This is a genomic window from Bradyrhizobium guangdongense (assembly GCF_004114975.1).
GTDB lineage: Bacteria > Pseudomonadota > Alphaproteobacteria > Rhizobiales > Xanthobacteraceae > Bradyrhizobium > Bradyrhizobium guangdongense.
The window spans coordinates 1,005,515-1,028,442 of sequence record NZ_CP030051.1 but is presented as its reverse complement, the minus strand read 5'-3'; the positions used below and the strand labels follow the sequence as shown (position 1 = coordinate 1,028,442).

Below are 22,928 nucleotides of genomic sequence, written 5' to 3'. Positions count from 1 at the left end.
GCGCTCCCTGTTTGTTGTTGATTCAGACGAACTGGCAGGACACCGAGCCGAACGCGCCGTAGTCGGCGTGGAACGTGTCGCCGCGGCGGATGTCGACCGGACGCGTGAACGATCCCGCCAGCACCACCTCGCCGGCTGCGAGATGCTCATCATGCGGAGCAAGGCGGTTGGCGAGCCAGGCGATGCCGTTGGCCGGGTGGTTGAGCACGCCCGCGGCAAGCCCGGTCTCCTCGACCTCGCCGTTGCGGAACAGCAGCGCGCCGATCCAGCGCAGATCCGCATCCATCGGGCGGATCGGCCGGCCGCCGAGCACCAGCGCCGCGTTAGCCGCGTTGTCCGAGATCGTATCCATCACCTTGCGCGTCTTGCCGGTCTCGGGATCGACGCGATGCATGCGCGTCTCCAGGATCTCCAGCGCGGGCGTGACGTAATCGGTGGAATTGAGCACGTCGAAGATGGTGCAGTCGGGCCCGCGCAGGGGCGCCTTCAGCACGAAGGCGAGCTCGACCTCGATCCGCGGCGCGTGGAAACGGTCGAAAGGAATCGGCGTGGCGTCGGCATAGAACATGTCGGCGAACAGCACGCCGTAATCGGGCTCGGAGATGCCGACCGCGTTCTGCATCGCCTTCGAAGTCAGGCCGATCTTGTGCCCCCTGATGACGCGCCCGCGGCCCAGCTGCAGTTTGGTCCAGGCGCGCTGGACCGCGTAGGCATCCTCGATGCTGAACTCTGGAAACTCCTTCGAGAACATCGGGATCAGCACCTTGCTGCGCTCGGCTCATCGAGGCGAGCGGCCAGGCGTTCGATCGTGGCGGCGTCCAGCATGATTACTGCTCCGCGGCCACGGTGTTGCGAAGAACGCCGATACGGCTCGACTCGACCTCGACGACGTCGCCGACCTTGAGCCAGCGCGGCGGGTCGAAGCGCGCGCCCGCCCCGGTCGGCGTGCCCGTCACGATCATGTCGCCGGGCTTGAGCGTGGCGAACGTCGAGAGATAGGAGATCAGGAAGTCGAACGGGAACATCAGTCGCTCGGTCGTATCCTGCTGCCGGACCTCGCCATTGACGCGGGTGATGATGTCGTGCGGCCCCCGCGGATCAAGCTCGTCCGCGGTGACGATCCAGGGGCCGATGCTGCCGGAACGGTCGAAGTTCTTGCCCTGCGTGACGTTGAACTTGCCGTGGCGCAGCCAGTCGCGGATCGTGCCCTCGTTGCACAGCGTCATGCCGAAGATGTGCGACCAGGCTTTCTCGCGGCTGATATGACGGCCGCCCTGGCCGATCACGATGACGAGCTCGCCTTCATAATCGAGCTGGTCGGAGACTTTGGGCTTCTCGAGCGGCTGGCCGGAACCTGTCATCGACGACATGCTGCGCACGAACAGGCTCGGATATTTGGGCAGGTCCGAATTGTCCTTGTATTCGGCATTGCGCTCGGCGTAGTTGACGCCGATGCACCAGAGCTTCTCCGGCGCCAGCACCGGCGGCAACAGCGTGAGCTCTTCCAGCGCGTAGTCGGGCTTTTGACCGGCCACCGCCTCCTGCGCATCGCCGAGCGCGTTCGCCGCGATCAACGCTTTCACGTCGGAGAAGTCGCGGCCGATCCGCTTGGTCAGATCGATGACGCCGGCTTCAACGGCAGCGCCATAGCGCGGCTCTCCGTCCACCAGATAGCTCACCAGTCGCATTGTCATTCTCCAGGTGTCGAGAGGCGCGTTCGGGGGCCCAAGCGCTCAGTCTTTTGATTTGGGAGTCTGGAACACCGTGTTCAGCGTCACGATCTCGCCGAGGCGGGCATAACGAGGACCGCCGATGCGCGCGATCGGGTCGAGCGCCCTGGTCTCGACCTTGCCGTCGTTCACGAGGCCGTCGCGGACGTGGAACATCACGACCTCGCCGACGATCAGCCGGCTGCGGGCGTCGCCGAACTCCAGACATTGCCGGAACACGCATTCCATCGCCACGGGCGCCGCCGAAAGCCTGGGCACCTTGATGCGCTCGCACGGCAGCGTCTCGAGCCCGAGATGCTCGACCTCGCTGATCTCGGGCGGATGCTCGACCGAACTGTCGTGCACCGCAGACATCAGCGGGGTGTCGGCGATGTGGATGACGTATTCCTCGGTGTCGAGGATGTTGTGCGCGGTGTCCTTGTAGTCGGCGCCCTTGCGGCCGACGCTGATGGCGAGCATCGGCGGCTTCTGCGAGACGAAGGTGAAGGCGCTGAACGGCGCGAGATTGAGCACGCCTGCGCGCGACAGACTGGTCACCCAGGCGATCGGGCGCGGCACCACGATGCCGGTCATCAGCCGGTAGATGCGCTCCGCGCCGAGCTCGGTGGGATCGATCCGCATCGCTCAATCGGCCTTGATGTTGGCCTTGCGCACGACCGGAATCCACTTGGCGTCCTCGCGCTCGAGATAAGCCCTGAACTCGTCCGGCGTCATCGGCGTGGCTTCGGCACCCAGCTTGTCGAACTTGTCGACCACGCTCGGGTCTTTCAGGATCGCAACCAGCGTCTCGTGCAGCTTGTCGACGATGGGCGCCGGCGTGCCCGCGGGCGCGAACAGGCCGGTGAAGGTCTGGCCGTCGAAGTCCTTGTAGCCGAGCTCGGCAAAGGTCGGCACGTCGGGCAGCGACTTCAGACGGTGCGGGCTGGTGACCGCGAGCGCGCGGAACAGGCCGGCCTTGATGTGCTGGAGACTGACCGTGAGCTGGTCGAACGCGAACTGCACCTGGCCGCCGAGGAGATCGTTGATCGCAGGCGCGTTGCCGCGGTAATGCGCCGTAACCCATTGCAGGTCGAGGCTCGACTGCATCAACTCGCTGAGCAGGTGGTTGGTGGTGCCGGGGCCGGGCGAGGCCATGGTCAGCTTGCCGGGCTCGCGCTTGGCGAGGTCGACGAACTCCTTGAACGTGTTGGCCTGCACCGACGGATGGACCTCGAGCACCAGCGGCGTCATCGAGATCGTCGAGATCGGCAGGAAATCCTTCTTCCAGTTGTAGGCATCGCGCTTGTTGATCTCGGTCGCGAACAGCACCGGGCCGTTGGCGCCGACGAACAGCGTGTAGCCGTCGGGTGCCGATTTCGCGAAGGCTTCGCCCGCGATCATGCCGCCGGCGCCGGCCTTGTTCTCGATGATGAAGGGCTGGCCGAGCTTTTCCTGAAGCTTGTCGGCGATGATGCGCGCGGCGCTGTCGACGTTGCCGCCGGCGGGATAGGGCACGATCAGCTTGACGCTGCGTGCCGGCCATTGCTGGGCCGACACCGGCCCTGCCAGCATCGCAGCGACGGCAGCGATGGCAATTGCGATTAATCTCATGTTAACCTCCCGGCGGCGCTTCCAATTCCAGGTCGCATGCCCCGATGACGCGCACGGCACTCGACTGCGGCGCAATCTCCCGATGGGCGCTTTACCTGTCGAGTGAATTATGGCGTTCTTGTCCACAATATGGACAAGAGACGCAAGCCGGCCAACAGCCCCACAGAACCGCGGCAAGGCGCGCAAGCCATCCGGCGCGCGCTCGCGGTGCTGCGCATTCTTGCCGCAGGCCGCGAGGACGGTGTGCCATTGGCCGAGGTCGTGCAGGCGACCGGCCTCACCCGCCCGACCGTGCATCGCATCGTGCACGTGCTGATCGAGGAAGGCATCGTCGAACGGCACGATCGAACCGGCTGCTATGCGATCGGCAACCAGGTGCCTGAGCTGGCGCTGGCGCGTCCCCAGCCCTCGCCGCTGCTGGTCGCGGCGGGACCTTCGCTGCGCCGGGCTTCCGCCGCGATCGGCGACACGCTGTTCCTGACGGTACGGACCGGCAACGACACGCTGTGCGTCGATCGCCGGATCGGCGCCTATCCGATCCAGGTGCTGTCGATCGATGTCGGCGCGCGCCGCCCGCTCGGCGTTTCCAGCGCGGGGGTGGCCATCCTCGCCGCGCTGCCGCCGCAGGATGCGCGAAAGCTTGTCGCGGCCAATGAAAAGAGATTCGAGAGCTACCGCACCGACGCTGCGACCGTGCTCGGCCAGGTCGTCGCGGCACGGCGGCGCGGCTACGGCATGCGGGAGCTTGGCCTCGTTCAGGGCACCAAATCGATCTCGACCTGGATCAAGACCCCGGACGGCCGGCCCGCGGCGGCCATGACCGTCTCCGCCGTTCGAACGAGGCTCGGCCCGCGCCGCGAGCAGGAGGTCGCGGAGATCCTGTTGCGCGAGGCGCGTGTCATCGAGCAGGCGATCCGCGGTTAGCGCTCCCGGAGCTCACGCGGCGCTGTCAATGGCTGACTTGCTCCCTCGTTTTGTGGCACAAGGGCCGCCATCGCCGACCGAGCTTTGAGGCCACGCATGCCCGCGCCAAAACCGCCTGCCTTCGAAACCCTGAGCCTGCATGCGGGCCAGCATCCGGATCCCGCGACCGGCGCCCGCGCGGTGCCGATCTACCAGACCACGTCCTACGTGTTCCAGGATTCCGATCACGCGGCGGCGCTGTTCAACCTGGAGCGCGCCGGCCACATCTACACGCGCATCTCCAACCCCACCACCGGCGTGCTGGAAGAGCGGCTTGCGGCGCTCGAAGGCGGCGTCGGCGCGATCTGCACCGCGAGCGGCATGGCGGCGCTGCACCTCGCCATCGCGACGCTGCTCAATGCCGGCGACCATATCGTGGCGTCGAGCTCGCTCTATGGCGGCACCATCAACCTGCTCGCGCATACGCTGCCGCGCTTCGGCATCACCACGACCTTCGCGAAGCCGCGCGATCTCGATGCGTTCCGCGCCGCGATCAGGCCGCATACGAAGCTCGTGATCGGCGAGACCATCGGCAATCCGGGCCTTGAGGTGCTTGACATCCCCGCGGTCGCCGCGATTGCGCATGAGGCGAAGATCCCGCTGCTGATCGACAACACCTTCGCCACGCCCTATCTCAGCCGGCCGGTCGAGCTCGGGGCCGACATCGTGATGCATTCGGCAACCAAATGGATCGGCGGGCATGGCATCGCGATCGGCGGCGCCATCGTCGACGGCGGCCGCTTCGACTGGCGCGGCTCGGGCAAGTTCGGCGTGCTGACCGAGCCCTATGGCGGCTATCACGGCATCGTCTTCGACGAGCAGTTCGGCACGGCCGCCTTCATCATGCGTGCGCGCACGGAAGGTTTGCGCGATTTCGGCGCCTGCCTGTCGCCGACCAACGCGTTCCAGCTGCTGCAGGGCGTCGAGACGCTCGCCGTGCGCATGGACAGGCACATGCAGAACACGCATCTGGTGCTGGAAGCCCTGAAGTCCAACAAGGCGGTCGACTGGGTGCTGCATCCCTCGCTGGAGAACCATCCCGATTATCAGCTGGCAAAAACGCTGCTGCCGCGCGGCGCGGGGTCGATCGTCTCGTTCGGCATCAAGGGCGGCCGGCCCGCGGGCCGAAAGTTCATCGAGAGCTTGCGCATGATCAGCCATCTCGCCAATGTCGGCGACGCCAAGACATTGGTGATACACCCGGCTTCGACCACGCATCAGCAGATGGACGCCGAGCAGCTCAAGGCCGCCGGCATCGGCGAGGAGCTGGTGCGGCTGTCGGTCGGCATCGAGACCGCGTCCGACATCATCGACGATCTCGCGCAGGCGCTGCGCATCTCGCAGAAGGTTTGACAGGATGCAGCTCACCGTCAACGGCACCGAGGTGTTCGTCGCAACCGGCGGCCGCGACTTCGATAAGACGCTGCCCACAGTCGTCTTCCTCCACGGCGCGGGCTTCGACCATTCCACCTGGGCGCTGCATACGCGCTGGTTCGCCCATCACGGCTTCGGCGTGCTGGCGCCTGATCTCCCCGGGCACGGCCGCTCCGCCGGGCCGTCTCTGGGAAGCATCGCCGACATGGCCGATTGGACCTCGGCGCTGCTCGATGCGACAGGAGCTGCCAAGGCGCACCTGATCGGCCATTCCATGGGATCGCTGATCTCGCTGGAGACCGCCGCGCGGCATCCCCACAAGGTGTCCGCGCTCAGCCTGATCGGCACGGCCGCGACCATGACGGTGGGCCCGGATCTGCTCAAAGCGGCGGAAGCCAACTCGCAGGATGCGAACGACATGGTCTCGATCTGGGGCCTCGGCTTCAGGGCCGAGCTCGGCGGCAGCCTTGCGCCGGGCCTGTGGATGCATGGCGGCGCGCAGGCGGTGTTGAAACACTGCGAACCCGGCGTGCTGTTCCGTGATTTGTCGGCCTGCAATGCCTATGCGAACGCGCTTCAGGCAGCAGCGAGCGTGAAAGTGCCTGTTACCCTCATCCTCGGCGAAAGAGACATGATGACGCCGCCGAAGGCCGGCAAAGCGCTTGCGGCGGCGATTCCGCATGCAAAGACGATCGTGGTGCCGGGCGCCGGCCACATGATCATGGCCGAGCGTCCGGACGAACTGCTGGCGGCCTTGAGGAACTGAGCGGATCAATCGTCCGCGTCATGCGTTGCGGTCGGACATCCCTGTGAACTCCAGAGGGAACTTGACCCATGCCAAGACAAGAAGTCATTCGCAAAGCCAAGCAGGACAAGCGCGCCGGCAAATCGGCCAGCACGCAGGCCGGCGAATTCGTCAAGGACCAGATCGACAAGATCCGGAAAGGCAAGCACGGCGCGCGCTCGACCAAGCAGGCGATTGCCATCGGCCTGTCCGAGGCGCGCCGCGCCGGCGTCGATCTGCCGCCGCCGCGCAAAGGACGCACCAAGAAATCGACGCGCCGCAGCGCCAAATACGCCTATGAGGCCGGCCAGGGTAAACGCACGCCGAAGCGGCGGCCGAAGGTGTCACGCGCCGTCGAGAACGTCCTGAAGAAGGAGCCGCGCTCGACGGCATCGCGCAACGCGCTCTCGAAACAAGCCAAGAGCGCCGCAAGCCGCCGCAGCGCGGCGTCGCGTTCGGCCGCCGCACGGAAGGCGAGCCGCACCAAGGGCGCCATGGCCCGCTCCGCCGCCGCGAAGAAGGCGGCGCGCACCAGGGCACGCCGCCGAAGCTGATGGCGTGTAGCGGCCTTGTGAGTTGAACGCGAGCTGCTCTCGACTGACGATCCGGTGGTCATTGGATCGAGCGGAGCTTTCATGTCAGAGACACTCAAGGGGCGCGTCGCGCTCGTCACCGGCGGCTCGCGCGGGATTGGCGCAGCGGTCTGCCGTGCGCTGGCCGAAGCAGGCGTGGCGGTGGCAATCAATTGCCGCGAGAGAATTGGCCCGGCTGAACAACTCGCAGGCGAGATTGTCCGGCAGGGCGGCCGCGCCATCGTAGTCGCGGCCGATGTGTCGCAGCGCGCAGCCGTGGCCGGAATGGTCGAGCGCGTCACGGCCGGGCTTGGGCCCATCGACATTCTCGTCAACAATGCCGGCATCGCGATCACCCGCGGCGTCGATGACCTCACCGAGGAGGATTTCGATCGCACCATCCTGGTCAACCTGAAATCCGCCTTCCTGTGCACGCAAGCGGTGCTGCCGTCGATGCGCGCGCGAAACTGGGGCCGCATCGTCAACATCTCCTCGGGTGCTGCGCGGGGCGCCGGCTCGATCGGCCCGCATTACAATGCGTCAAAGGCCGGGATGGAAGGGCTCACCCGCGGCTACGCGGCACGGCTGGTGAAGGAGGGCATCACTGTCAACGCAGTGGCGCCGTCGCTGATAGAGACCGACATGATGAGCGGCCAGCCGCAGCTCGTCAGCCGCATCCCGCTCGGCCGGTTCGGCACCGCGGACGAGGTGGCGAAAGCGGTGATGCTGCTGGTCGACAACGCCTACATGACGGGGCAGACCATCGCGCTGAGCGGCGGGATGGCGTTCAATTAGGGGGGCCTCCCTCTTCCGAACGCGGGGAATGCGTGCCCACCCTTTGCGTGTGATTGGTGAGAATTCGTGGGCACGGCGCAAGTGCGCCTTTGCCCACCCTTGTATTAGCGCGCCGGGTTAGGATGGCCACGTTCCGTGAGGAATGGCCCAGCCCGGGTGGCCGCCCGAGCTGGGCCGCCGATCGATCGGATCGATGCCCACCGAAGCCCTGAAGGGCTGCGTTTCGTAGCAAGATCGCGGTCGGCACTTCAGCGGGACCCGCATGGTTGAACGAACTTCAGGTTCGCATTCACAAGGGAGGGTCGAGGAAGATGGCCAAGCATATCATGATCTGTGCCGGGATCGATACCGGCAAAGACAAGCTCGACGTGGCGGTCGACGGCAGCTCGGAGCGATTGCAGGTCGACAATACGGTAGAAGGCCGCCAGGAGCTGGTGGAGTGGCTGAAGGGCCACAAGGTCAAGCGGATAGGGATCGAGGCAAGCGGAGGCTATGAGCGGGCTGTCGTCGCTGAGCTGCGACGCAAGCGGTTCGTCGTCGTCCTGTTTCAGCCCAAGCAGGTCCGTGCCTATGCCACGTTCCATCAGCTGCTGGCCAAGAACGATACGATCGACGCGGCGCTGATCGCGATGTGCACTGCTGCGGTCAAAACGATCCATCCCGCTCCGGATCCGCGTCTGCAGCCCTTTGCCGAGCATCTGACGATGATCGACCAGATCACGGAGGACATCGCAAGACTGAAGAACCGGCTTGAGAGTTGCCGCGACACGCGGATTCAAGGGGTTTGGAAGGCGCAGATCGCGCTCCTGACCAAGTCCAAACGAGCTGAACTCAAAGCGCTGCTGGCGACGATCCGCAAGCACCCTGATCTGGCCGCACGGCTCGATCTGATCTATAGCGTCGCCGGCTGCGGCCTGCCGACCGCGGTTGCCGTCCTGGTCAGGATGCCCGAGGTCGGCAACATCACGCGTGGGCCCGCTGCAGCTCTCGGCGGGCTGGCGCCTTACGACGACGACAGCGGCAATCGCGCCGGCGCCCGTCACATCGAGGGTGGCCGCGAACGCCTGCGCCGGGCGCTCTACACCGCGGCCCTTGCGGCATCCTTCCGCTGGAATCCGCAGCTCAAGGCTCTGTACGCCCGCCTGATCGCCGCCGGCAAAGGCCACAAATGCGCGCTCATCGCCTGCGCCAGAAAGCTGCTCGTCACGATCAACGCCGTCGTCGCCCGCGGAACTCCCTGGGTGGCAGAGCTGCCTCAACTCGCCAAGCGGCCCGCCGCCTGACCCGTTTCTTTGTTCGACTAGGCGACCGTTTCTTCGTCCCGACCTGCCGCAACAAAGACGCCGCGCGCGGCGGCCGTCAAGGCTGGCCGTCGCTCTGCTCCCGCCTTACATCAGCTGCTGCCAGGCCACGCCTTGATGGGCGCAAGCGCGGCGTCACCATCAAGGCCATCGGGGGCGACTTAATGGTTGCTACGAATCCCGGCTCGCGACGTGTAAGAGGCTTACCACATCGTCGCGGCCGCCCGCTCCGGCCAGTCGCGATCATACGCCGCGCCGCCGACCTTGTTCTCGCTCATCTCGGCGAGGATCTGGCCCGGCGTCGGCAGCGCTTTGGGATCGACGCGCTTGTCGGGATTCCAGAGGTCGGCGCGGACGATGGCGCGGGCGCATTGGAAGTAGATCTCGTCCACACTCATCACCATGACGCTACGCGGCGCCTTGCCCTGGACCTCGAACGAGGCCAGCAGTTCGGGCTCGACCGAGAGGTGCGCGCGGCCGTTGGCGCGGACCGCATTGCCGGAGCCGGGGATCAGGAACATCAGCGACACCCTGGGATCACGCACGATGTTGCGAAGGGAATCGATCCGGTTGTTGCCGCGCCGGTCGGGCAGCATCAGCGTTTTGGGATCATGGATGCGGACGAAGCCGGGGAGATCGCCGCGCGGCGAGCAGTCGACGCGCTCGGGCCCGATGGTGGCGAGCGCCGCGAACGGCGCCTTCTCGATGAAGATGCGGTAGAGCGGGGTGACATGGTCGGCGACTTTCACGGTCGAGGCGTCGTTGGTGGCGCCATAGATGGCTTCCAGCTGTTCGACCGTTTCGATCACCGTCATTCCGCTCTCCTTGCTGTGCCGGCAACTAGTCCTGCCAGCCTTCATTCCTGATCACGCGTACGAGCTGTCGGCCGTGATAGTCCGCACTGCCGGCGTTGAGGATGGTGACATCGGCATTGGCCGACGAATCATCGACGCTGCGCGACAGCCGTTCCGCGATATTGCCGTCGCTGTGTCGTGCCCGCGCGGCAAGCCGCTGCGCCAGCACGTCCGGCGGCGCCGTGATCACGACGACGACCACGTTGGCATAGGCCCGGCGCAGCGCGCTGATCACGGTGCGCGAGACGTTGACGACTACGGTGCGGCCGGCGCGGATGTCGTCATTGATCTCCAGCGGCAGTGCATAGGCATGCCCATGCGCGTCCCAATGCACGGCGAAATCGCCATGCTCGCGCGCGCGGGCAAATTCGTCCGGGCTCACCGCAATATTGTCCTCGTCGGCCGAGGAGGCACGCGTCACGATGCGGCGCGGAAAGACGATATTCCGATCGTCGGCGCAGGCGGCCTGCGCCAGCCGCAACAGCGTGTCCTTGCCGGCGCCGCTCGCGCCGACCACGAGCACGAGCCGGCCGGGGCCGATCGCGCCCGCCTTGTCCTGTGCCATGGTCTCGGTGTCGCTCATGCGACGCGGCCGCCTTCGCGCCAGACGCTGCGGACCACGGGAACGCTGCCCGCAATGTGGACGCGGATCAGATCGGCGCGCTTGCCGATCGCGATCTCACCGCGGTCGGTGAGGCCGACCGCATCGGCCGGCGCCTTGGTCACGGTGCGAACAGCCGCCGGCAGGCTGATCGAGGGTGCATGCTCGGGCAATTGCAGCGCGCCCATCAAGAGGCTGGACGGGATGTAATCCGACGACAGGATATCGAGCAGGCCTTCGCGCGCGAGATCGACGGCGGCGATGTTGCCGGAATGCGAGCCGCCGCGCACGACGTTGGGCGCGCCCATCAGGATGTCGATGCCGGCCTGGTGCAGGCCGCGCGCGGCCTCGATCGTGGTCGGGAACTCCGCCACCGCCACGCCGTCACGCACGGCATCCGCGACATTCTCGTCGGTGGTATCGTCATGGCTCGCCAGCGGAATCCGGTATTCGTGCGCCAAGGCCACGATCTCGCGCATATTGGTTGCGGCATATTTCTTCTGGTACTCGAATCGCTTTGCAAACAGCTCGTCGAGCTCGGCATCGGTCTTGCCACCGCCTTTGCCGCGGTAATAGTCGCGCAGCTTGACCTCGTCGCGGAACTGGCGCTGGCCGGGCGTGTGATCCATCAGCGACATCAGCTTGACGTCGGGGCGGTCGATCAGCTCCTTGGCCTCCTCGACCACGCTCGGCATCGGGATTTCGCAGCGCAGATGCAGGAAATGGTCGGCGCGCAGCAGGCTCGCCTCGCGCGCGCTGGTGATCGCGGCGGCGAGCACGCCGGCGCGGCCGTCGACCTCCTCGGCACCGTCCTCGCGCCAGACCCGGAGCGAGTCGAACACGGTGGTGATACCGGACGTGGCGAGCTGGCCGTCATAGGAGATGACCGCGGCGACCGGATTCCAGAACACTTTCGGGCGCGGTACGTAATGAGCTTCGAGATGGTCGGTGTGAAGCTCGATCAACCCCGGCATGACGAGATCGCCGCCGGCATCCTCGGCACCCGCGGGCGCCCTACCCTCACCGATCTCAGCGATGCGTCCGTCGGTGAGAGCAAGCCAGCCCTGTTCGATCACCCGGTCGGCCAGCACGATCCTGGCGTTGGCGATCACTGTTTCCTTCGGCTTCATTTTCCCCAGTTCCTTCAGGCCGCGGCGGCAAAGCCGGTGACGTCGACTATGCGATCGGCAATCAAATGACGGATTTCGTCATCATGGACAATGGCGACCATGGCAACGCCCTGGCGCTTCTTCTCGGCAACGAGCTCGACCACGATGGCGCGGTTGGCGGCATCGAGCGAGGCGGTCGGCTCGTCCAGCAGCAGGATCGGCAGCTCCGAGATGAAGCCGCGCGCAATGTTGACGCGCTGCTGCTCACCGCCGGAGAAGGTCGCGGGCGGAAGCTGCCAGAGCCGCTCCGGAATATTGAGGCGATGCAAGAGCTCCCCGGCGCGCGCCTGCGCGTCGGCGCGAGCCGTGCCGCCGGCGATCAGAGGTTCGGCGACGACGTCGATGGTGGCCACGCGCGGCACCGCGCGCAGGAACTGGCTCACATAGCCGATGGTGGAGCGGCGGACGTTGAGCACCTGCCGTGGCTCGGCGGTGGCGAGGTCGATCAGCGCCCCGCGATGACGGATGCCGATGCGGCCGGAGTCGCAGCGGTAGTTGCCAAAGATCATCTTCAGGATCGACGATTTCCCGGCGCCTGATGGCCCCGACAATACGACGCACTCGCCGGGCTGGACCTGAAAGGTGACGCCGCGCACGACGGGCAGTTCGATGCCGCCCTGGAGGTGCATCGTGAAGGTCTTGTTGGCGCCGGCGATGTCGATCATGGCAGTCATCGGAGAACTCATGGCGGCAGTATCGAGGAGACGAGGAGCTGGGTGTAGGGCTCGCGCGGATCGTCCAGCACCTGGTCGGTGAGGCCCGTTTCGATGACGCGGCCGCCCTTCATCACCATCACGCGATGGGACAGCAGCCGCGCGACCGCGAGATCATGGGTGACGATGACGACGGCGAGATGCAATTCGGCGACGAGATTGCGCAGGAGATCGAGCAGACGGGCCTGCACCGAGACGTCGAGGCCGCCGGTCGGCTCGTCCATGAACACCAGCCGCGGGCCGGTGACGAGGTTGCGCGCGATCTGCAGGCGCTGGCGCATGCCGCCCGAATAGGTGCGCGGCGCATCGTCGATGCGCGCGACGTCGATCTCGACCCGCGTGAGCCAGTCGGAGGCGGATTCGCGGATGCGGCCGTAATGATTCCAGCCCACCGCCATCAGCCGCTCGCCGACATTGGCGCCGGCGGAAACGGCCATGCGCAGGCCCTGCGCCGGATCCTGGTGCACGAATCCCCAATCGGTGCGAAACAGCAGGCGCCGCTCGGCCTCGCCGAGCGAGGCGAGATCGCGGGTGATACCATCGCGCATGCGATAAGATACCTGTCCGCCGCTGGCCGCGAGCTGGCCCGACAGCAATTGCAGCAACGTCGACTTGCCGGAGCCGGATTCGCCGACGATCGCCAGCACCTCGCCGGGATAAAGCGAGAAGGACACATCGCGGCATGCGGCGATACGGCCGTAGGACTTGCTCAAGCCATCAGCGATGAGCAGCGGCTGATCGGTTTCCAGAAGATCAGCCATTTTCTTTCCCTTGTGCTTCTCCCTGCGGCTGGTCCTTGTATGGCGCAGCACTCAAGGCACCACGATGGCCGGCGGCCTGGCGGCCCTCGCAATAGTCGGTATCCGAGCAGACGAACATGCGGCTGCCGCTGTCATCAGTGACGATCTCATCGAGATAGGAGTTTTCGGCCCCGCACAGCGCGCAGGGCGCATTGAAGCGGTAGGGCTCGAACGGGTGATCCTCGAAATCGAGCGACATCACCTGGGTATACGGCGGGATCGCATAGATGCGCTTCTCGCGGCCGGCGCCGAACAATTGCAACGCCGGGCAATTGTCCATCTTGGGATTGTCGAATTTCGGCGTCGGCGACGGGTCCATCACGTAGCGCGCGTTCACCTTCACGGGATAGGCGTATGCGGTCGCGATGTGACCGAAGCGGGCGATGTCCTCGTAAAGTTTCACATGCATCAGGCCGTATTCGGCGAGCGCATGCATGCGCCGCGTCTCGGTTTCGCGCGGCTCGAGGAAGCGCAGCGGTTCCGGAATCGGCACCTGATAGACCAGCACCTGGTTCGCATGAAGCGAGGTCTCGGGGATGCGGTGGCGCGTCTGGATCACCGTCGCCTCATCGGTCGAGGTCGTCGTCGCGACGCCCGCGGTCTTGGCGAAGAATTTACGGATCGAGATCGCATTGGTGGTGTCGTCAGAACCCTGGTCGATCACCTTCAACACATCCTCGGGCCCCAGGATTGCGGCCGTCACCTGCACGCCACCAGTGCCCCAGCCATAGGGCATCGGCATTTCGCGGCTGGCGAACGGCACCTGATAGCCGGGGATCGCGATCGCCTTCAGGATCGCGCGGCGGATCATCCGCTTTGTCTGCTCGTCGAGATAGGCGAAATTGTAGGCGGGCGCGTTCATTCCGCGGCCTCCTTCATGGCATCGGGCGTATTGGTCTCGGAGGAGGATTCGGCAAATTCCTTGCGCAGCTTGCGCAGGAGGCCGAGCTCGGACTGGAAGTCGACATAGTGCGGCAGCTTGAGGTGCTCGACGAAGCCGGTGGCCTGGACGTTGTCCGAATGCGACAACACGAATTCTTCATCCTGTGCCGGAGCGAGGGCCTCTTCACCCAGCTCCCGGGCACGCAGGGCGCGATCGACCAACGCCATCGACATGGTCTTGCGCTCGCTCTGCCCGAAGGCGAGACCGTAGCCCCGCGTGAAGCATGGTGCTTCCGTGGCCGAGCCCTTGAACTGGTTGACCATCTGGCACTCCGTCAGCTCGATCGATCCGAGCGGCACGGCGAAGCCGACGTCTTCGGCGGCAAATTCGACCTCGACCTCGCCAAAGCGGATCTCGCCGGCGAAGGGATGATTGCGGCCGTAGCCGCGCTGGGTGGAGTAACCCATCGCCAGCAGGAATCCTTCGTCGCCGCGCGCCAGATTCTGCAGACGCAGATCCCGCTCGGCAGGGAAGTTGAGCGGCTCGCGGGTGAGGTCGCCGACACTGGCGCCCTCCTCGGCTCGCGGAGAGGTCTCGATTAGCCCGTCCCGGCCCAGAATATCGGTTGCGCGCGGCGTCGGCGCCGTCGAGGCTTCGGCCACGGCCGGCGCCTCCGGCACGAATCCTTCCGCAAGCGAGGGATCGAGCAGACGGTGTGTATAGTCGAAAGTCGGTCCGAGGATCTGCCCGCCGGGAATGTCCTTGAAGGTCGAGGACACGCGCCGCTGCACCCGCATCGCGCCGGTGTCAACAGGCTGGCTGGCGCCGAAGCGCGGCAAGGTGGCGCGGAAGGCGCGGACCAGGAAGATCGCCTCGATCAGATCGCCGCGCGCCTGCTTGATCGCGAGCGCCGCGAGCTCCCGATCATAGAGCGAGCCCTCGCTCATGACGCGGTCGACGGCCAGCCCAAGCTGCTCCGAGATCTGGTCGAGAGAGAGCTCAGGCACGCTTTGGTCGCCTCGCCGCGCATTGGCGAGCAGGCGATGGGCGTTCTCGATGGCGCGTTCGCCGCCTTTGACTGCGACATACATGCGTCAGCCTCCCTTGCTCACGATGCGCGTCGTGCGCGGGATCGCTACCACGGCATCGCCGGCAACCAGAACCAGGTCGATGCCGCGCGGAAACAGCGCCTCGTTGATGCGCAGCCGCTCGAACAGGTCGAACGGCTTGATCGAGGCATGGAGCGTCGCGACGCCATCGATGCCGGAGCCACGCAGCTCGAAGCTGCGGCCGGAGTCCAGATTATCGACCTGAATGATCAGAGTGGTCGAACGGTCAGGGTATTCATTGGTGCCGAGCGCGAACCGTTCGAGCGCGGGCAGCGCGCCGCCGTCGCTGATCAGCGCGAACGAGGCAACCGACGTGTCCTGCACCACGGGCGCGCCGGTGTGAAACTTCAACCACTTCAGGACGTCGGAGCTTTCCGACATCCGTGCATCGAGCCAGAGCGGCGTGTCGTGGTCGAACAGCGTCAGCGCGATCGCGGCGGTGCCGCGCATCATGGGGCCAGCCGTTCCCGCCATCGGCACGATGCGCTGCACCGAACCCGGCCGAGCCATCGCATCCATCACCGAGCGAAAGGTCGATTGCGCCGACAACACCTTGTCGGCGAATCCCGGCGGCAGCTCCGCAATCGTGGTCATGGCTTCACCCCTCACCGCGCACCATGGTGTAGAAATCAACCTTTGTCGCCGCAGCCTGTTCGGCCTGCTGCTTGCGCCGGACCATAAGCTGCTCGCGCAACGGCGCGATTACATCGCGCTCGACGGTCGCAGCAAAGTCGCGCGACTGCACCAGCGCATCGCACAGGGCGATCAACCGCGCCTTCTCGCCGTCGCGCCCAAGCGTGTAGCCGAACCCCACCTCGCCGCTCGCAAGCCGCACCGCCGCGCGCGACACGGTGGCTTCTCCGAGATTGAACGGCGCGCCGTCCCCGCCGACCCGGCCGCGCAGCATGACGAGGCCGTTTTCCGGCGTACGCAGGTCCTGATGGCCTGGCAGGGGAATCGTGCGGAGACGGGCGGCGATCTCGCCCGCCTCCGCGTGCGCCAGCACGGCCATGGCGGCCTGGCGCTGGGCTTGCTGGGTATTGTGTTGGCTCACCGAAACCACCGAACTTAAGGCAGAACTTGCCGAAACCAAGTTGTCTATGATACTAGACAACTTGATACGGGAGCGCCATGACTGTTTCGTGACAAGGGTGTGATTTTCGGGCTAGGCTGATCGGCGATATGAGCATGCAGGACACCGCCTCCTCGGGCGTCGCGCTGTGGCGCCTCGTTGCCGATGGCATCGAACGCGGCATCGCCAACGGCCGCTTCGCCGCGGGCGACAAATTGCCGGGCGAGATGGAGATCGCCGAAACTTACCGGGTCAACAGGCACACCGTGCGGCGCGCGCTCGCGGCCCTTGCCGAGCGCGGCCTCGTGCGCGCCGAGCGCGGCAGCGGCACCTATGTCGAAGCACAGAAGCTCGCCTATCCCTTGCGCTCGCGCACGCGCTTCTCCGAGATCGTCGGTGCGGACGGCCGCGAGCCGCATGGAAAGATGATCGAGGCGTCAGACGATGTCGCAACGCGCGAGCTCGCACGGGAATTGGGATTGAAGACCGGCGCGCCCCTGGTGCGGATCGAAGCGATTCGCCTCGCCGACCGCACCCCGATCTGCGTCTCGACCACATGGCTGTCGGCCGAGCTGTTTCCGGGCGCGGGCACGGTGTTTGCCGCCACGCGTTCCATGACGAAGATGCTGGAGCATTACGGAATCCGCGACTACCGCCGCGGCGCCACGAGGATCACCGCCGGCATTGTCGACGCGACCGACGCCGCGCGCCTCGACCTGCCGCTGGGGCGGCCGATCCTGGTGGTCGACGCGACCGACCACCATCTCGACGGCAAGCCGCTGGTGACGAAGCATTCGCGCTTCGCGGCGGAGCGGGTGGAGTTTCTGGTGGAGCCTTAAGGCACGGCCTCTTCTCCCTCGCCCCATTCTTACGGGGAGAGGGTTGGGGGGAGGGGCTGCCTCCGCAATGACGGTGAGACTCGCGGAGAGTTCCCCTCACCCGGAATTTGCTTCGCAAATTCCGGCCTCTCCCCGCAAGCGGGGAGAGGCGAAGGACTCAGGCCACAGCCCTTCGCCCGATAATCGCAAAGCGCAGCTTGCCGGAGATGAAATCGATTCCTGCGACGGCGACCAGGATCATCAGGATCAGGAACGACACTTTCTGCCATTCCAGCACGCGGATCTGCTCGGCGAGCTGCAGGCCGATTCCGCCGGCGCCGACGATGCCGATGATGGTGGCCGAGCGCGTGTTCGACTCGATGAAATACAGCACCTGACCGGCGATGACGGGAAGCACCTGCGGCATCAGGCCGAAGCGGATCTCGTGCAGCGCGCTGCCGCCGGAGGCGCGGATGCCCTCGACCTGCCTCTGGTCGGCGCCTTCGATCGCCTCGGAGAACAGCTTGCCGAAAGCGCCGAAATCCGACACGGCAATGGCGAGCACGCCCGCGAACGGACCGAGCCCGACCACGTTGATCCACACCAGTGCCCAGATCAGGGTATCGACGCCGCGGATCGAATCGAGCAAGCGACGCACCGGAAAGCGCAGGATGATCGACGGCACGACGTTGCGCGCCGCGAGCAGGCTGACCGGCAGCGCGAGCACCGCCGCGAGCGTGGTGCCGAGCAGCGCGATCGACAGCGTCTCGCCCAGCGCCTTCAGATAGAGCGGCAGCGAGGAGCCGGGATCTGGCGGGATCATCATCATGCTGATCCAGCCGAGCTGGCTCAGCCCCGAGATGAAGCGAGAGGGCGAGAAATCGAGATCGACCAGGCCGAACGCGAAGATCGCCAGTGCAGCGGCAAGCACGACGGGCGTCGCCATGCGCGACGATGCGGGCCGATCGAAGATTTGGGGATAGCGGCCGCGGAGCTCGGCCGCATTCACCTCCGGCTTCCTGCTCACGTCCGCGCCTCCTTGCCGAACAGGCGGCCGCGCACCCAGCCGGTCGTGATGTCGATCAGGAAGACCGTGACGATGACGGTCACGAGGATCGCGCTGACGTCGGAGTAGTAGAATTTCCGGATCGCGACGATCAGCTCCTGCCCGATGCCGCCGGCGCCGACGAAGCCCATCACAGAGGCCTCGCGCACGTTGATCTCGAAGCGCAGCAGCGCATAGCTGGCGTAGCCCGCCGAGACCTGCGGCAGGATCGCAAAGCGCATGCAGGAGAGCCAGCTCGCGCCGGTGGAACGAATGCCCTCGACCGGCTTCATGTCGGCATTCTCGACGATCTCCGAGAACAGCTTTCCGAGCGCGCCGGTGGAGTGGATCGCGATCGCGAGCACACCGGCCATCGGGCCGAGGCCGAACGCGATGACGAAGATCAGCGCGAAGACGATGCCGGGCACCGTGCGCGCGAATTCGAGCAGGCGCCGCACCGTGAAGAGCAGCCAGCGCGCGGGAGAGGTATTCTCAGCAGCGAAGAAGTTCAACGCGAAAGCGAGGACGGCACCGAGCAGCGTGCCGACATAGCTGATCAGCAGCGTCTCGCCGAGCAGCTTCAGCCATTTGTGCAGGCCCCAGAACCACTCGCCGACATTGGTCCAGACGCGCTGGCCGCTGTCGAGGGTGAGGATGCGGTCGAAATAGCTGACGAAGTTGCCGAAATATGTGAAGAAGGTGCGAAGGTTCACCTCGGCGCCGATCGACGACATGATCAGCGCGGCAAGGAAAACGGCGAGGGCCGCCAGGAGACGCAGGCGCTTGCGCGCAACCGCCTTGCGATAGGCGCTGTTCAGTGCTGCGAGCTGCTGCTCCGGGAGAATCGAGACCGCGATCGTCATCTGTTCGGCGGATAGGTCCATCAAGAAAAAGAGCCGGGTCCATCGACCCGGCTCAAGGTGCATCGTCCCGACGAGCTCAGGACGCCTTCTTACGCAGATTGTCGACGAACTTAATCAGCTCGATGGTCTTGTTGTAGTCCTCGGTGGCGACCGGCTCCCACGGCTTGTTCTTGCCGTCGGAGAGCTTCTTGAACGCCTCCGGGTCCTTCTGCGCCGCGTCGAGGAAGGCCTTCTTGATCGCGGCCTTCATGTCTTCAGGCAGGTCGCTGAGATAGGCGTAGGGCGAGTTGATGATGAGGTCTGACTTCACGATGATGCGGAAGTCCTCCTTCTTCATCACGGTGCCGTCGGCCGACTTCACCATGCCCTTGTTGAGCATGCGGGTCAGGTTGGAATCGTCGTCCGCGTTCCACCAATTGGCGGCGACGTCGACGGTGCCCTGGGCCAGCGCGAGAACGGCGTTCTCGTGGCTGCCGGTGAAGACGACCTTGGAGAAATAGGCGTCGGGATCGATGCCCATCGCGTTCAGCTTGAAGCGGGGCATGTTGTTGCCGGACGTGGAATTCGGATCGACAAGCCCGAGATTCTTGCCCTTGAGGTCCTCGATCTTCTGGTAGGGCGACTTCGCCAGAACGTAGAAGACGGAATAGTAGCCCTTCGAACCGTCGGAGTTGACGTCGATGACGAAGGCGTCGGTCTTGACGCCGGTGAGACGGGCGCGCGCGAAGGAGGCCGGACCGTAATAGCCGATCTGGATGTTGCCGGCGCGCTGGCCTTCGATGAGGGCAGCGTAGTCGTTGGCGACGCGCAGCGTCACCTTGACGCCGAGCTCCTTCGACAGATAGCTGATGAAGGGAGCGTAGCGCTCGGTCACGCCCGAGCCGTTCTCGGCCGGAATCGCGGCGAAGGTGATTTCCGGATATTTCGCCCGCCAGTCTTCGGCGGAAGCGGATCCGGCAAAGGTCAGCGCGGCTGCGCCGGCAAGAACCAGTCTGCGAGTGATCATCGTTAGCCCCTTCTTTGGTTAAGGTCGGTTCGTACGAAAGCAAGTAGCGCGACGTCGCTCAGGCCGCCGCGGCCGTTCCGAGCGCTGGAACGCCCTGGGGCATCGGCGCAGGCGTGGCGCCCATGACGTCGGCGGCTTCGAGATCGTAAAGCTCGCGCGCGACGAGATCGGTCAGCGCCGACGGCGCGCCGTCGAACACCACGCGGCCCGCCGCCATGCCGATCAGGCGGTCGCAATAGCCGCGCGCCAGGTCGAGAGAATGCAGATTGCAGAGCACGGTGATGCCAAAATGCTTGTTGATGCGCAGCAGCGCATCCATGACGATCTTGGTATTGCGCGGATCGAGCGAGGCGATCGGCTCGTCGGCGAGGATGATGTCGGGCTGCTGCACCAGGGCGCGGGCGATCGCGACGCGCTGCTGCTGGCCGCCGGAGAGCTGGTCGGCACGCTGCGCGGCGAGCGCGGCGATGTCGAACTGTTCGAGCGCCGACATCGCCAGCGCCTTGTCCTGCTCGGACCAGAGCTGCGACAGCGCCCGCCAGGCCGGCATGGTGGCGAGACGCCCCATCAGCACGTTGGTCAGCACGTCCAGCCGGCCGACCAGGTTGAACTGCTGGAAGATCATCGCCGAGCGCGCCCGCCACTGCCGCAGCTCCCCGCCGCGCAAGGAGGTGACGTCGAGGCCGTCGAACAGGATGCGGCCCTGGGTCGGCGTCACCAGACGGTTGATGGTTCGCAGCAGGGTCGACTTGCCGGCACCGGAGCGCCCGATCACACCGACGAAGCTGCCGGGAGCGACTTGAAACGAAGCGTCGTCCACCGCGGCTTTTGCGCCGAAGCGGCACGTCAGACCTTCCAACACCAGCATGCAGAGCTCCCGAGTAGCAGCTGGAGCCAACCGCTAACGCGCGTGCTTAACACTTGTGTGACACCGAGACCGCAGTGCGGCGATCCAGCACATCTCATCCCCTGTCATCGTCGCGTCACGACATCGTCATCAAGCGACTCGAAGAGGGACGCCCGCCCTCGAACGCCCGGATGCAACATGGCCAAGGTGCTATCGGTCGAGCCGACCATCGATCCTTCCGCGAAGCTGCACGATACGCGGCTCGGCGCATACACGGAGGTGGGCGCTCGCACGATCCTGCATGAAGTGGCGATGGACGATTACTCCTATGTCGTCAACGACGCGCAGATCACTTACACGACGATCGGAAAGTTCTGCTCGATCGCGGCGATGACCCGTATCAATCCCGGCAATCACCCGATGCACCGCGCCACGCAGGCCCACTTCACCTACCGCTCCAGTGCTTACTTCCCGAGCGAGAGCGATGACGCCGAATTCTTTGATTGGCGGCGGCAGCATCATGTCCGTATCGGCCATGACGTCTGGATCGGACATGGCGCGATCGTGCTGCCCGGCCGCAACATCGGCACCGGCGCCGTGATTGCGGCCGGCGCCATCGTCACCAAGGACGTACCGGCCTACACCATCGTCGCGGGGAATCCGGCGCGCATCGTTCGGCGCCGGTTCTCCGAGGAGATTGCCGGACGGCTCGCGGAGCTGGCCTGGTGGGACTGGGATCACGACAAATTGCGTGCAGCACTGCCCGATTTTCGCAAGCTCTCGATTGAAGAATTCCTGGCAGCATACGAAGCAGGTTCATCTTCCACCAAACGAAGCGCGGTCGCGTGACAGACATTTTCCTTGAAGGCGGCCGGACCCTGATCGGCTCCGAGCTCGTCGAGACATCCCTCGCGGTGTCCAGTACCGACATTGCTCAGATCGATGCCCCGCGCGGCCGGGCGCGGCTCGCGATCGATGCGCGCAATCTGCTGGTGCTCCCCGGCATCGTGGATCTGCACGGTGACGCGTTCGAGCGGCAGATGATGCCGCGCGCCGGCGTCGATTTCCCGATCGACGTGGCACTGGCGGAGACGGACCGCCAGGTCATCAGCAACGGCATCACGACGGTTTTCCACGCCACGACCTGGTCGTGGGAGCCCGGCTTGCGCAGCGGCGACAACGCGCGACGTCTGCTCGAGGCGATCGAGCGGCAGCGTCCGCATTTCGCCGCCGACACCCGCTTCCATTTGCGGCATGAGACCTACAATCTCGATGCCGAGGCAGAGATCGGCCAGTGGCTCGCCGAGGGCCGCGTCGACCTGTTCGCCTTCAACGATCACATGGACGGCACCGTCGGCGACATGGCCAAGCCGCGCAAACGCAACCGCATGGTGGAGCGCACCGGACTGTCGAGCGCGGCGTTCGACAAGCTGGTTGCGCGTATCGTGTCGCGTGCGGCCGATGTTCCGGCCTCGATCGCCCGACTGGCCGCGGCGGCGCGCGCCGCCGAGGTGCGGATGCTCTCGCATGACGACGCGACGCTGGTGATGCGCCGGGAGTTTCGTACCATGGGCGTGACGCTCGCCGAGTTTCCAATCAACGAGGAGACCGCGCGCGAAGCCGCGGCCGCCGGCGACGACATCGTCTACGGCGCGCCGAACGTCGTGCGGGGCGGCAGCCACACCGGCTGGACCAAGGCATCGGACATGATCGCCAAGGGGCTCTGCTCCGTGCTGGCCTCGGACTACTATTACCCCGCTCCGCTGCTCGCCGCGTTCCGCCTCGCCGCGGACGGCGTGCTGCCGCTGGGCGAGGCCTGGAAGCTGATCTCATCGGCGCCCGCGCAAGCCACCGGCTTGACCGATCGCGGCACGCTCGCCGCAGGGCATCGCGCCGATATCCTGCTCGTCGACGACAGCGTACCGCTGCGACCGCGATTGGTTGCGGTGATATCGGCCGGAAAGCTCGTGCATCTGACTGATGCAACGCGGCTGCTCGGCGCGGCAACAATGCCGCGCGAGACTGTCGTTGCGGCATAA

The 22,928-nt window shown here is 65.7% G+C and carries 26 protein-coding genes; 9 read left to right on the top strand and 17 right to left on the bottom strand.

What is annotated here, in order from left to right; genetic code table 11:
• Positions 1 to 22: 22 nt before the first annotated feature.
• From hpaH to X265_RS04920, 4 genes are all read right to left on the bottom strand, one after another.
• On the bottom strand, positions 23 to 751 hold the full coding sequence (hpaH, locus tag X265_RS04935; RefSeq protein ID WP_128969144.1) for a 2-oxo-hept-4-ene-1,7-dioate hydratase: 729 nt from the start codon (positions 749 to 751) through the stop codon (positions 23 to 25).
• Positions 752 to 827: 76 nt separating this feature from the next.
• Positions 828 to 1,688 (bottom strand): fumarylacetoacetate hydrolase family protein, encoded by an 861-nt coding sequence (locus X265_RS04930; RefSeq protein ID WP_128963887.1) that lies wholly within the window; start codon positions 1,686 to 1,688, stop codon positions 828 to 830.
• Between the two features lie 45 nt (positions 1,689 to 1,733).
• Positions 1,734 to 2,351, bottom strand: a complete 618-nt coding sequence (locus X265_RS04925; RefSeq protein WP_128963886.1) for a flavin reductase family protein — start codon at positions 2,349 to 2,351, stop codon at positions 1,734 to 1,736.
• A 3-nt stretch (positions 2,352 to 2,354) separates the two neighbouring features.
• A complete protein-coding gene (locus tag X265_RS04920; RefSeq protein ID WP_128963885.1) occupies positions 2,355 to 3,320 on the bottom strand; it encodes a Bug family tripartite tricarboxylate transporter substrate binding protein in 966 nt (321 codons plus the stop codon).
• Positions 3,321 to 3,449: 129 nt separating this feature from the next.
• On the opposite strand from X265_RS04920, the gene X265_RS04915 reads away from it, so the two are divergent.
• The 6 genes from X265_RS04915 to X265_RS04890 all read left to right on the top strand — a co-directional run bounded on the left by X265_RS04915 (position 3,450) and on the right by X265_RS04890 (position 9,091).
• Entirely contained in the window at positions 3,450 to 4,244 is a 795-nt protein-coding gene (locus X265_RS04915; RefSeq protein ID WP_164938430.1) for an IclR family transcriptional regulator, read from the top strand.
• Between the two features lie 96 nt (positions 4,245 to 4,340).
• Positions 4,341 to 5,636, top strand: a complete 1,296-nt coding sequence (locus tag X265_RS04910) for an O-acetylhomoserine aminocarboxypropyltransferase (protein ID WP_128963883.1) — start codon at positions 4,341 to 4,343, stop codon at positions 5,634 to 5,636.
• Positions 5,637 to 5,640: 4 nt separating this feature from the next.
• The gene (locus X265_RS04905) at positions 5,641 to 6,423 is read left to right on the top strand and encodes an alpha/beta fold hydrolase (protein ID WP_128963882.1); all 783 of its coding nucleotides are present in this window, start codon (positions 5,641 to 5,643) and stop codon (positions 6,421 to 6,423) included.
• A gap of 68 nt (positions 6,424 to 6,491) precedes the next feature.
• Positions 6,492 to 6,995: a DUF6496 domain-containing protein gene (locus X265_RS04900; protein ID WP_128963881.1), complete on the top strand. Its 504-nt coding sequence runs from the start codon at positions 6,492 to 6,494 to the stop codon at positions 6,993 to 6,995.
• Positions 6,996 to 7,076: 81 nt separating this feature from the next.
• Entirely contained in the window at positions 7,077 to 7,808 is a 732-nt protein-coding gene (locus X265_RS04895; RefSeq protein WP_128963880.1) for an SDR family NAD(P)-dependent oxidoreductase, read from the top strand.
• 311 nt (positions 7,809 to 8,119) lie between these two features.
• On the top strand, positions 8,120 to 9,091 hold the full coding sequence (locus X265_RS04890; protein ID WP_128963081.1) for an IS110 family RNA-guided transposase: 972 nt from the start codon (positions 8,120 to 8,122) through the stop codon (positions 9,089 to 9,091).
• Positions 9,092 to 9,312: 221 nt separating this feature from the next.
• Here X265_RS04890 and X265_RS04885 read toward each other — a convergent pair whose 3' ends face one another.
• From X265_RS04885 to phnG, 9 genes are read right to left on the bottom strand one after another with little or no spacing between them, the layout of a single operon-like run.
• Entirely contained in the window at positions 9,313 to 9,924 is a 612-nt protein-coding gene (locus X265_RS04885; protein ID WP_128963879.1) for a pyridoxamine 5'-phosphate oxidase family protein, read from the bottom strand.
• A 25-nt stretch (positions 9,925 to 9,949) separates the two neighbouring features.
• Positions 9,950 to 10,546: a phosphonate metabolism protein/1,5-bisphosphokinase (PRPP-forming) PhnN gene (phnN, locus tag X265_RS04880; RefSeq protein WP_128963878.1), complete on the bottom strand. Its 597-nt coding sequence runs from the start codon at positions 10,544 to 10,546 to the stop codon at positions 9,950 to 9,952.
• Positions 10,543 to 11,694 (bottom strand): alpha-D-ribose 1-methylphosphonate 5-triphosphate diphosphatase, encoded by a 1,152-nt coding sequence (locus X265_RS04875; RefSeq protein ID WP_128963877.1) that lies wholly within the window; start codon positions 11,692 to 11,694, stop codon positions 10,543 to 10,545. Before X265_RS04875 ends, phnN begins: the two co-directional genes overlap by 4 nt.
• Before the next feature lie 14 nt (positions 11,695 to 11,708).
• Complete coding sequence (gene phnL, locus X265_RS04870; RefSeq protein ID WP_164938429.1) at positions 11,709 to 12,407, bottom strand: phosphonate C-P lyase system protein PhnL; 699 nt, start codon at positions 12,405 to 12,407, stop codon at positions 11,709 to 11,711.
• An 8-nt stretch (positions 12,408 to 12,415) separates the two neighbouring features.
• Positions 12,416 to 13,207 (bottom strand): phosphonate C-P lyase system protein PhnK, encoded by a 792-nt coding sequence (gene phnK, locus X265_RS04865; protein ID WP_128963875.1) that lies wholly within the window; start codon positions 13,205 to 13,207, stop codon positions 12,416 to 12,418.
• On the bottom strand, positions 13,200 to 14,108 hold the full coding sequence (locus X265_RS04860; protein WP_128963874.1) for an alpha-D-ribose 1-methylphosphonate 5-phosphate C-P-lyase PhnJ: 909 nt from the start codon (positions 14,106 to 14,108) through the stop codon (positions 13,200 to 13,202). Before X265_RS04860 ends, phnK begins: the two co-directional genes overlap by 8 nt.
• Positions 14,105 to 15,220: a carbon-phosphorus lyase complex subunit gene (locus tag X265_RS04855; RefSeq protein WP_128963873.1), complete on the bottom strand. Its 1,116-nt coding sequence runs from the start codon at positions 15,218 to 15,220 to the stop codon at positions 14,105 to 14,107. Before X265_RS04855 ends, X265_RS04860 begins: the two co-directional genes overlap by 4 nt.
• Positions 15,221 to 15,223: 3 nt before the next feature.
• A complete protein-coding gene (gene phnH, locus X265_RS04850; RefSeq protein ID WP_164938428.1) occupies positions 15,224 to 15,832 on the bottom strand; it encodes a phosphonate C-P lyase system protein PhnH in 609 nt (202 codons plus the stop codon).
• A 4-nt stretch (positions 15,833 to 15,836) separates the two neighbouring features.
• On the bottom strand, positions 15,837 to 16,250 hold the full coding sequence (phnG, locus tag X265_RS04845; RefSeq protein WP_373291747.1) for a phosphonate C-P lyase system protein PhnG: 414 nt from the start codon (positions 16,248 to 16,250) through the stop codon (positions 15,837 to 15,839).
• A gap of 170 nt (positions 16,251 to 16,420) precedes the next feature.
• On the opposite strand from phnG, the gene phnF reads away from it, so the two are divergent.
• On the top strand, positions 16,421 to 17,149 hold the full coding sequence (gene phnF, locus X265_RS04840; protein ID WP_128963870.1) for a phosphonate metabolism transcriptional regulator PhnF: 729 nt from the start codon (positions 16,421 to 16,423) through the stop codon (positions 17,147 to 17,149).
• A gap of 157 nt (positions 17,150 to 17,306) precedes the next feature.
• Here phnF and phnE (X265_RS04835) read toward each other — a convergent pair whose 3' ends face one another.
• The 4 genes from phnE (X265_RS04835) to phnC all read right to left on the bottom strand — a co-directional run bounded on the left by phnE (X265_RS04835) (position 17,307) and on the right by phnC (position 20,910).
• The gene (phnE, locus tag X265_RS04835) at positions 17,307 to 18,074 is read right to left on the bottom strand and encodes a phosphonate ABC transporter, permease protein PhnE (RefSeq protein WP_373291748.1); all 768 of its coding nucleotides are present in this window, start codon (positions 18,072 to 18,074) and stop codon (positions 17,307 to 17,309) included.
• Positions 18,075 to 18,151: 77 nt separating this feature from the next.
• Positions 18,152 to 19,036: a phosphonate ABC transporter, permease protein PhnE gene (gene phnE / locus X265_RS04830; protein WP_128969143.1), complete on the bottom strand. Its 885-nt coding sequence runs from the start codon at positions 19,034 to 19,036 to the stop codon at positions 18,152 to 18,154.
• A gap of 76 nt (positions 19,037 to 19,112) precedes the next feature.
• On the bottom strand, positions 19,113 to 20,042 hold the full coding sequence (gene phnD / locus X265_RS04825) for a phosphonate ABC transporter substrate-binding protein (RefSeq protein WP_128963868.1): 930 nt from the start codon (positions 20,040 to 20,042) through the stop codon (positions 19,113 to 19,115).
• 58 nt (positions 20,043 to 20,100) lie between these two features.
• Positions 20,101 to 20,910 carry a phosphonate ABC transporter ATP-binding protein gene (phnC, locus tag X265_RS04820; protein WP_128963867.1) on the bottom strand — a complete coding sequence of 270 codons (810 nt, stop codon included), beginning with the start codon at positions 20,908 to 20,910 and terminating at the stop codon, positions 20,101 to 20,103.
• A gap of 177 nt (positions 20,911 to 21,087) precedes the next feature.
• Between phnC and X265_RS04815 the strand changes: the two genes are divergently transcribed.
• Together X265_RS04815 and X265_RS04810 are read left to right on the top strand one after the other, a co-directional pair.
• On the top strand, positions 21,088 to 21,738 hold the full coding sequence (locus X265_RS04815; protein ID WP_128963866.1) for an LbetaH domain-containing protein: 651 nt from the start codon (positions 21,088 to 21,090) through the stop codon (positions 21,736 to 21,738).
• A complete protein-coding gene (locus tag X265_RS04810; protein WP_128963865.1) occupies positions 21,735 to 22,928 on the top strand; it encodes an alpha-D-ribose 1-methylphosphonate 5-triphosphate diphosphatase in 1,194 nt (397 codons plus the stop codon). Before X265_RS04815 ends, X265_RS04810 begins: the two co-directional genes overlap by 4 nt.

Excerpts from the sequence above, each read along its gene's own strand:
- hpaH (WP_128969144.1), bottom strand. The coding sequence starts at position 751 with ATGTTCTCGAAGGAGTTTCCAGAGTTCAGCATCGAGGATGCCTACGCG.
- X265_RS04930 (WP_128963887.1), bottom strand. The coding sequence starts at position 1,688 with ATGCGACTGGTGAGCTATCTGGTGGACGGAGAGCCGCGCTATGGCGCT.
- X265_RS04925 (WP_128963886.1), bottom strand. The coding sequence starts at position 2,351 with ATGCGGATCGATCCCACCGAGCTCGGCGCGGAGCGCATCTACCGGCTG.
- X265_RS04920 (WP_128963885.1), bottom strand. The coding sequence starts at position 3,320 with ATGAGATTAATCGCAATTGCCATCGCTGCCGTCGCTGCGATGCTGGCA.
- X265_RS04915 (WP_164938430.1), top strand. The coding sequence starts at position 3,450 with ATGGACAAGAGACGCAAGCCGGCCAACAGCCCCACAGAACCGCGGCAA.
- X265_RS04910 (WP_128963883.1), top strand. The coding sequence starts at position 4,341 with ATGCCCGCGCCAAAACCGCCTGCCTTCGAAACCCTGAGCCTGCATGCG.
- X265_RS04905 (WP_128963882.1), top strand. The coding sequence starts at position 5,641 with ATGCAGCTCACCGTCAACGGCACCGAGGTGTTCGTCGCAACCGGCGGC.
- X265_RS04900 (WP_128963881.1), top strand. The coding sequence starts at position 6,492 with ATGCCAAGACAAGAAGTCATTCGCAAAGCCAAGCAGGACAAGCGCGCC.
- X265_RS04895 (WP_128963880.1), top strand. The coding sequence starts at position 7,077 with ATGTCAGAGACACTCAAGGGGCGCGTCGCGCTCGTCACCGGCGGCTCG.
- X265_RS04890 (WP_128963081.1), top strand. The coding sequence starts at position 8,120 with ATGGCCAAGCATATCATGATCTGTGCCGGGATCGATACCGGCAAAGAC.
- X265_RS04885 (WP_128963879.1), bottom strand. The coding sequence starts at position 9,924 with ATGACGGTGATCGAAACGGTCGAACAGCTGGAAGCCATCTATGGCGCC.
- phnN (WP_128963878.1), bottom strand. The coding sequence starts at position 10,546 with ATGAGCGACACCGAGACCATGGCACAGGACAAGGCGGGCGCGATCGGC.
- X265_RS04875 (WP_128963877.1), bottom strand. The coding sequence starts at position 11,694 with ATGAAGCCGAAGGAAACAGTGATCGCCAACGCCAGGATCGTGCTGGCC.
- phnL (WP_164938429.1), bottom strand. The coding sequence starts at position 12,407 with ATGACTGCCATGATCGACATCGCCGGCGCCAACAAGACCTTCACGATG.
- phnK (WP_128963875.1), bottom strand. The coding sequence starts at position 13,207 with ATGGCTGATCTTCTGGAAACCGATCAGCCGCTGCTCATCGCTGATGGC.
- X265_RS04860 (WP_128963874.1), bottom strand. The coding sequence starts at position 14,108 with ATGAACGCGCCCGCCTACAATTTCGCCTATCTCGACGAGCAGACAAAG.
- X265_RS04855 (WP_128963873.1), bottom strand. The coding sequence starts at position 15,220 with ATGTATGTCGCAGTCAAAGGCGGCGAACGCGCCATCGAGAACGCCCAT.
- phnH (WP_164938428.1), bottom strand. The coding sequence starts at position 15,832 with ATGACCACGATTGCGGAGCTGCCGCCGGGATTCGCCGACAAGGTGTTG.
- phnG (WP_373291747.1), bottom strand. The coding sequence starts at position 16,250 with ATGGCCGTGCTGGCGCACGCGGAGGCGGGCGAGATCGCCGCCCGTCTC.
- phnF (WP_128963870.1), top strand. The coding sequence starts at position 16,421 with ATGAGCATGCAGGACACCGCCTCCTCGGGCGTCGCGCTGTGGCGCCTC.
- phnE (WP_373291748.1), bottom strand. The coding sequence starts at position 18,074 with ATGGCGACGCCCGTCGTGCTTGCCGCTGCACTGGCGATCTTCGCGTTC.
- phnE (WP_128969143.1), bottom strand. The coding sequence starts at position 19,036 with ATGACGATCGCGGTCTCGATTCTCCCGGAGCAGCAGCTCGCAGCACTG.
- phnD (WP_128963868.1), bottom strand. The coding sequence starts at position 20,042 with ATGATCACTCGCAGACTGGTTCTTGCCGGCGCAGCCGCGCTGACCTTT.
- phnC (WP_128963867.1), bottom strand. The coding sequence starts at position 20,910 with ATGCTGGTGTTGGAAGGTCTGACGTGCCGCTTCGGCGCAAAAGCCGCG.
- X265_RS04815 (WP_128963866.1), top strand. The coding sequence starts at position 21,088 with ATGGCCAAGGTGCTATCGGTCGAGCCGACCATCGATCCTTCCGCGAAG.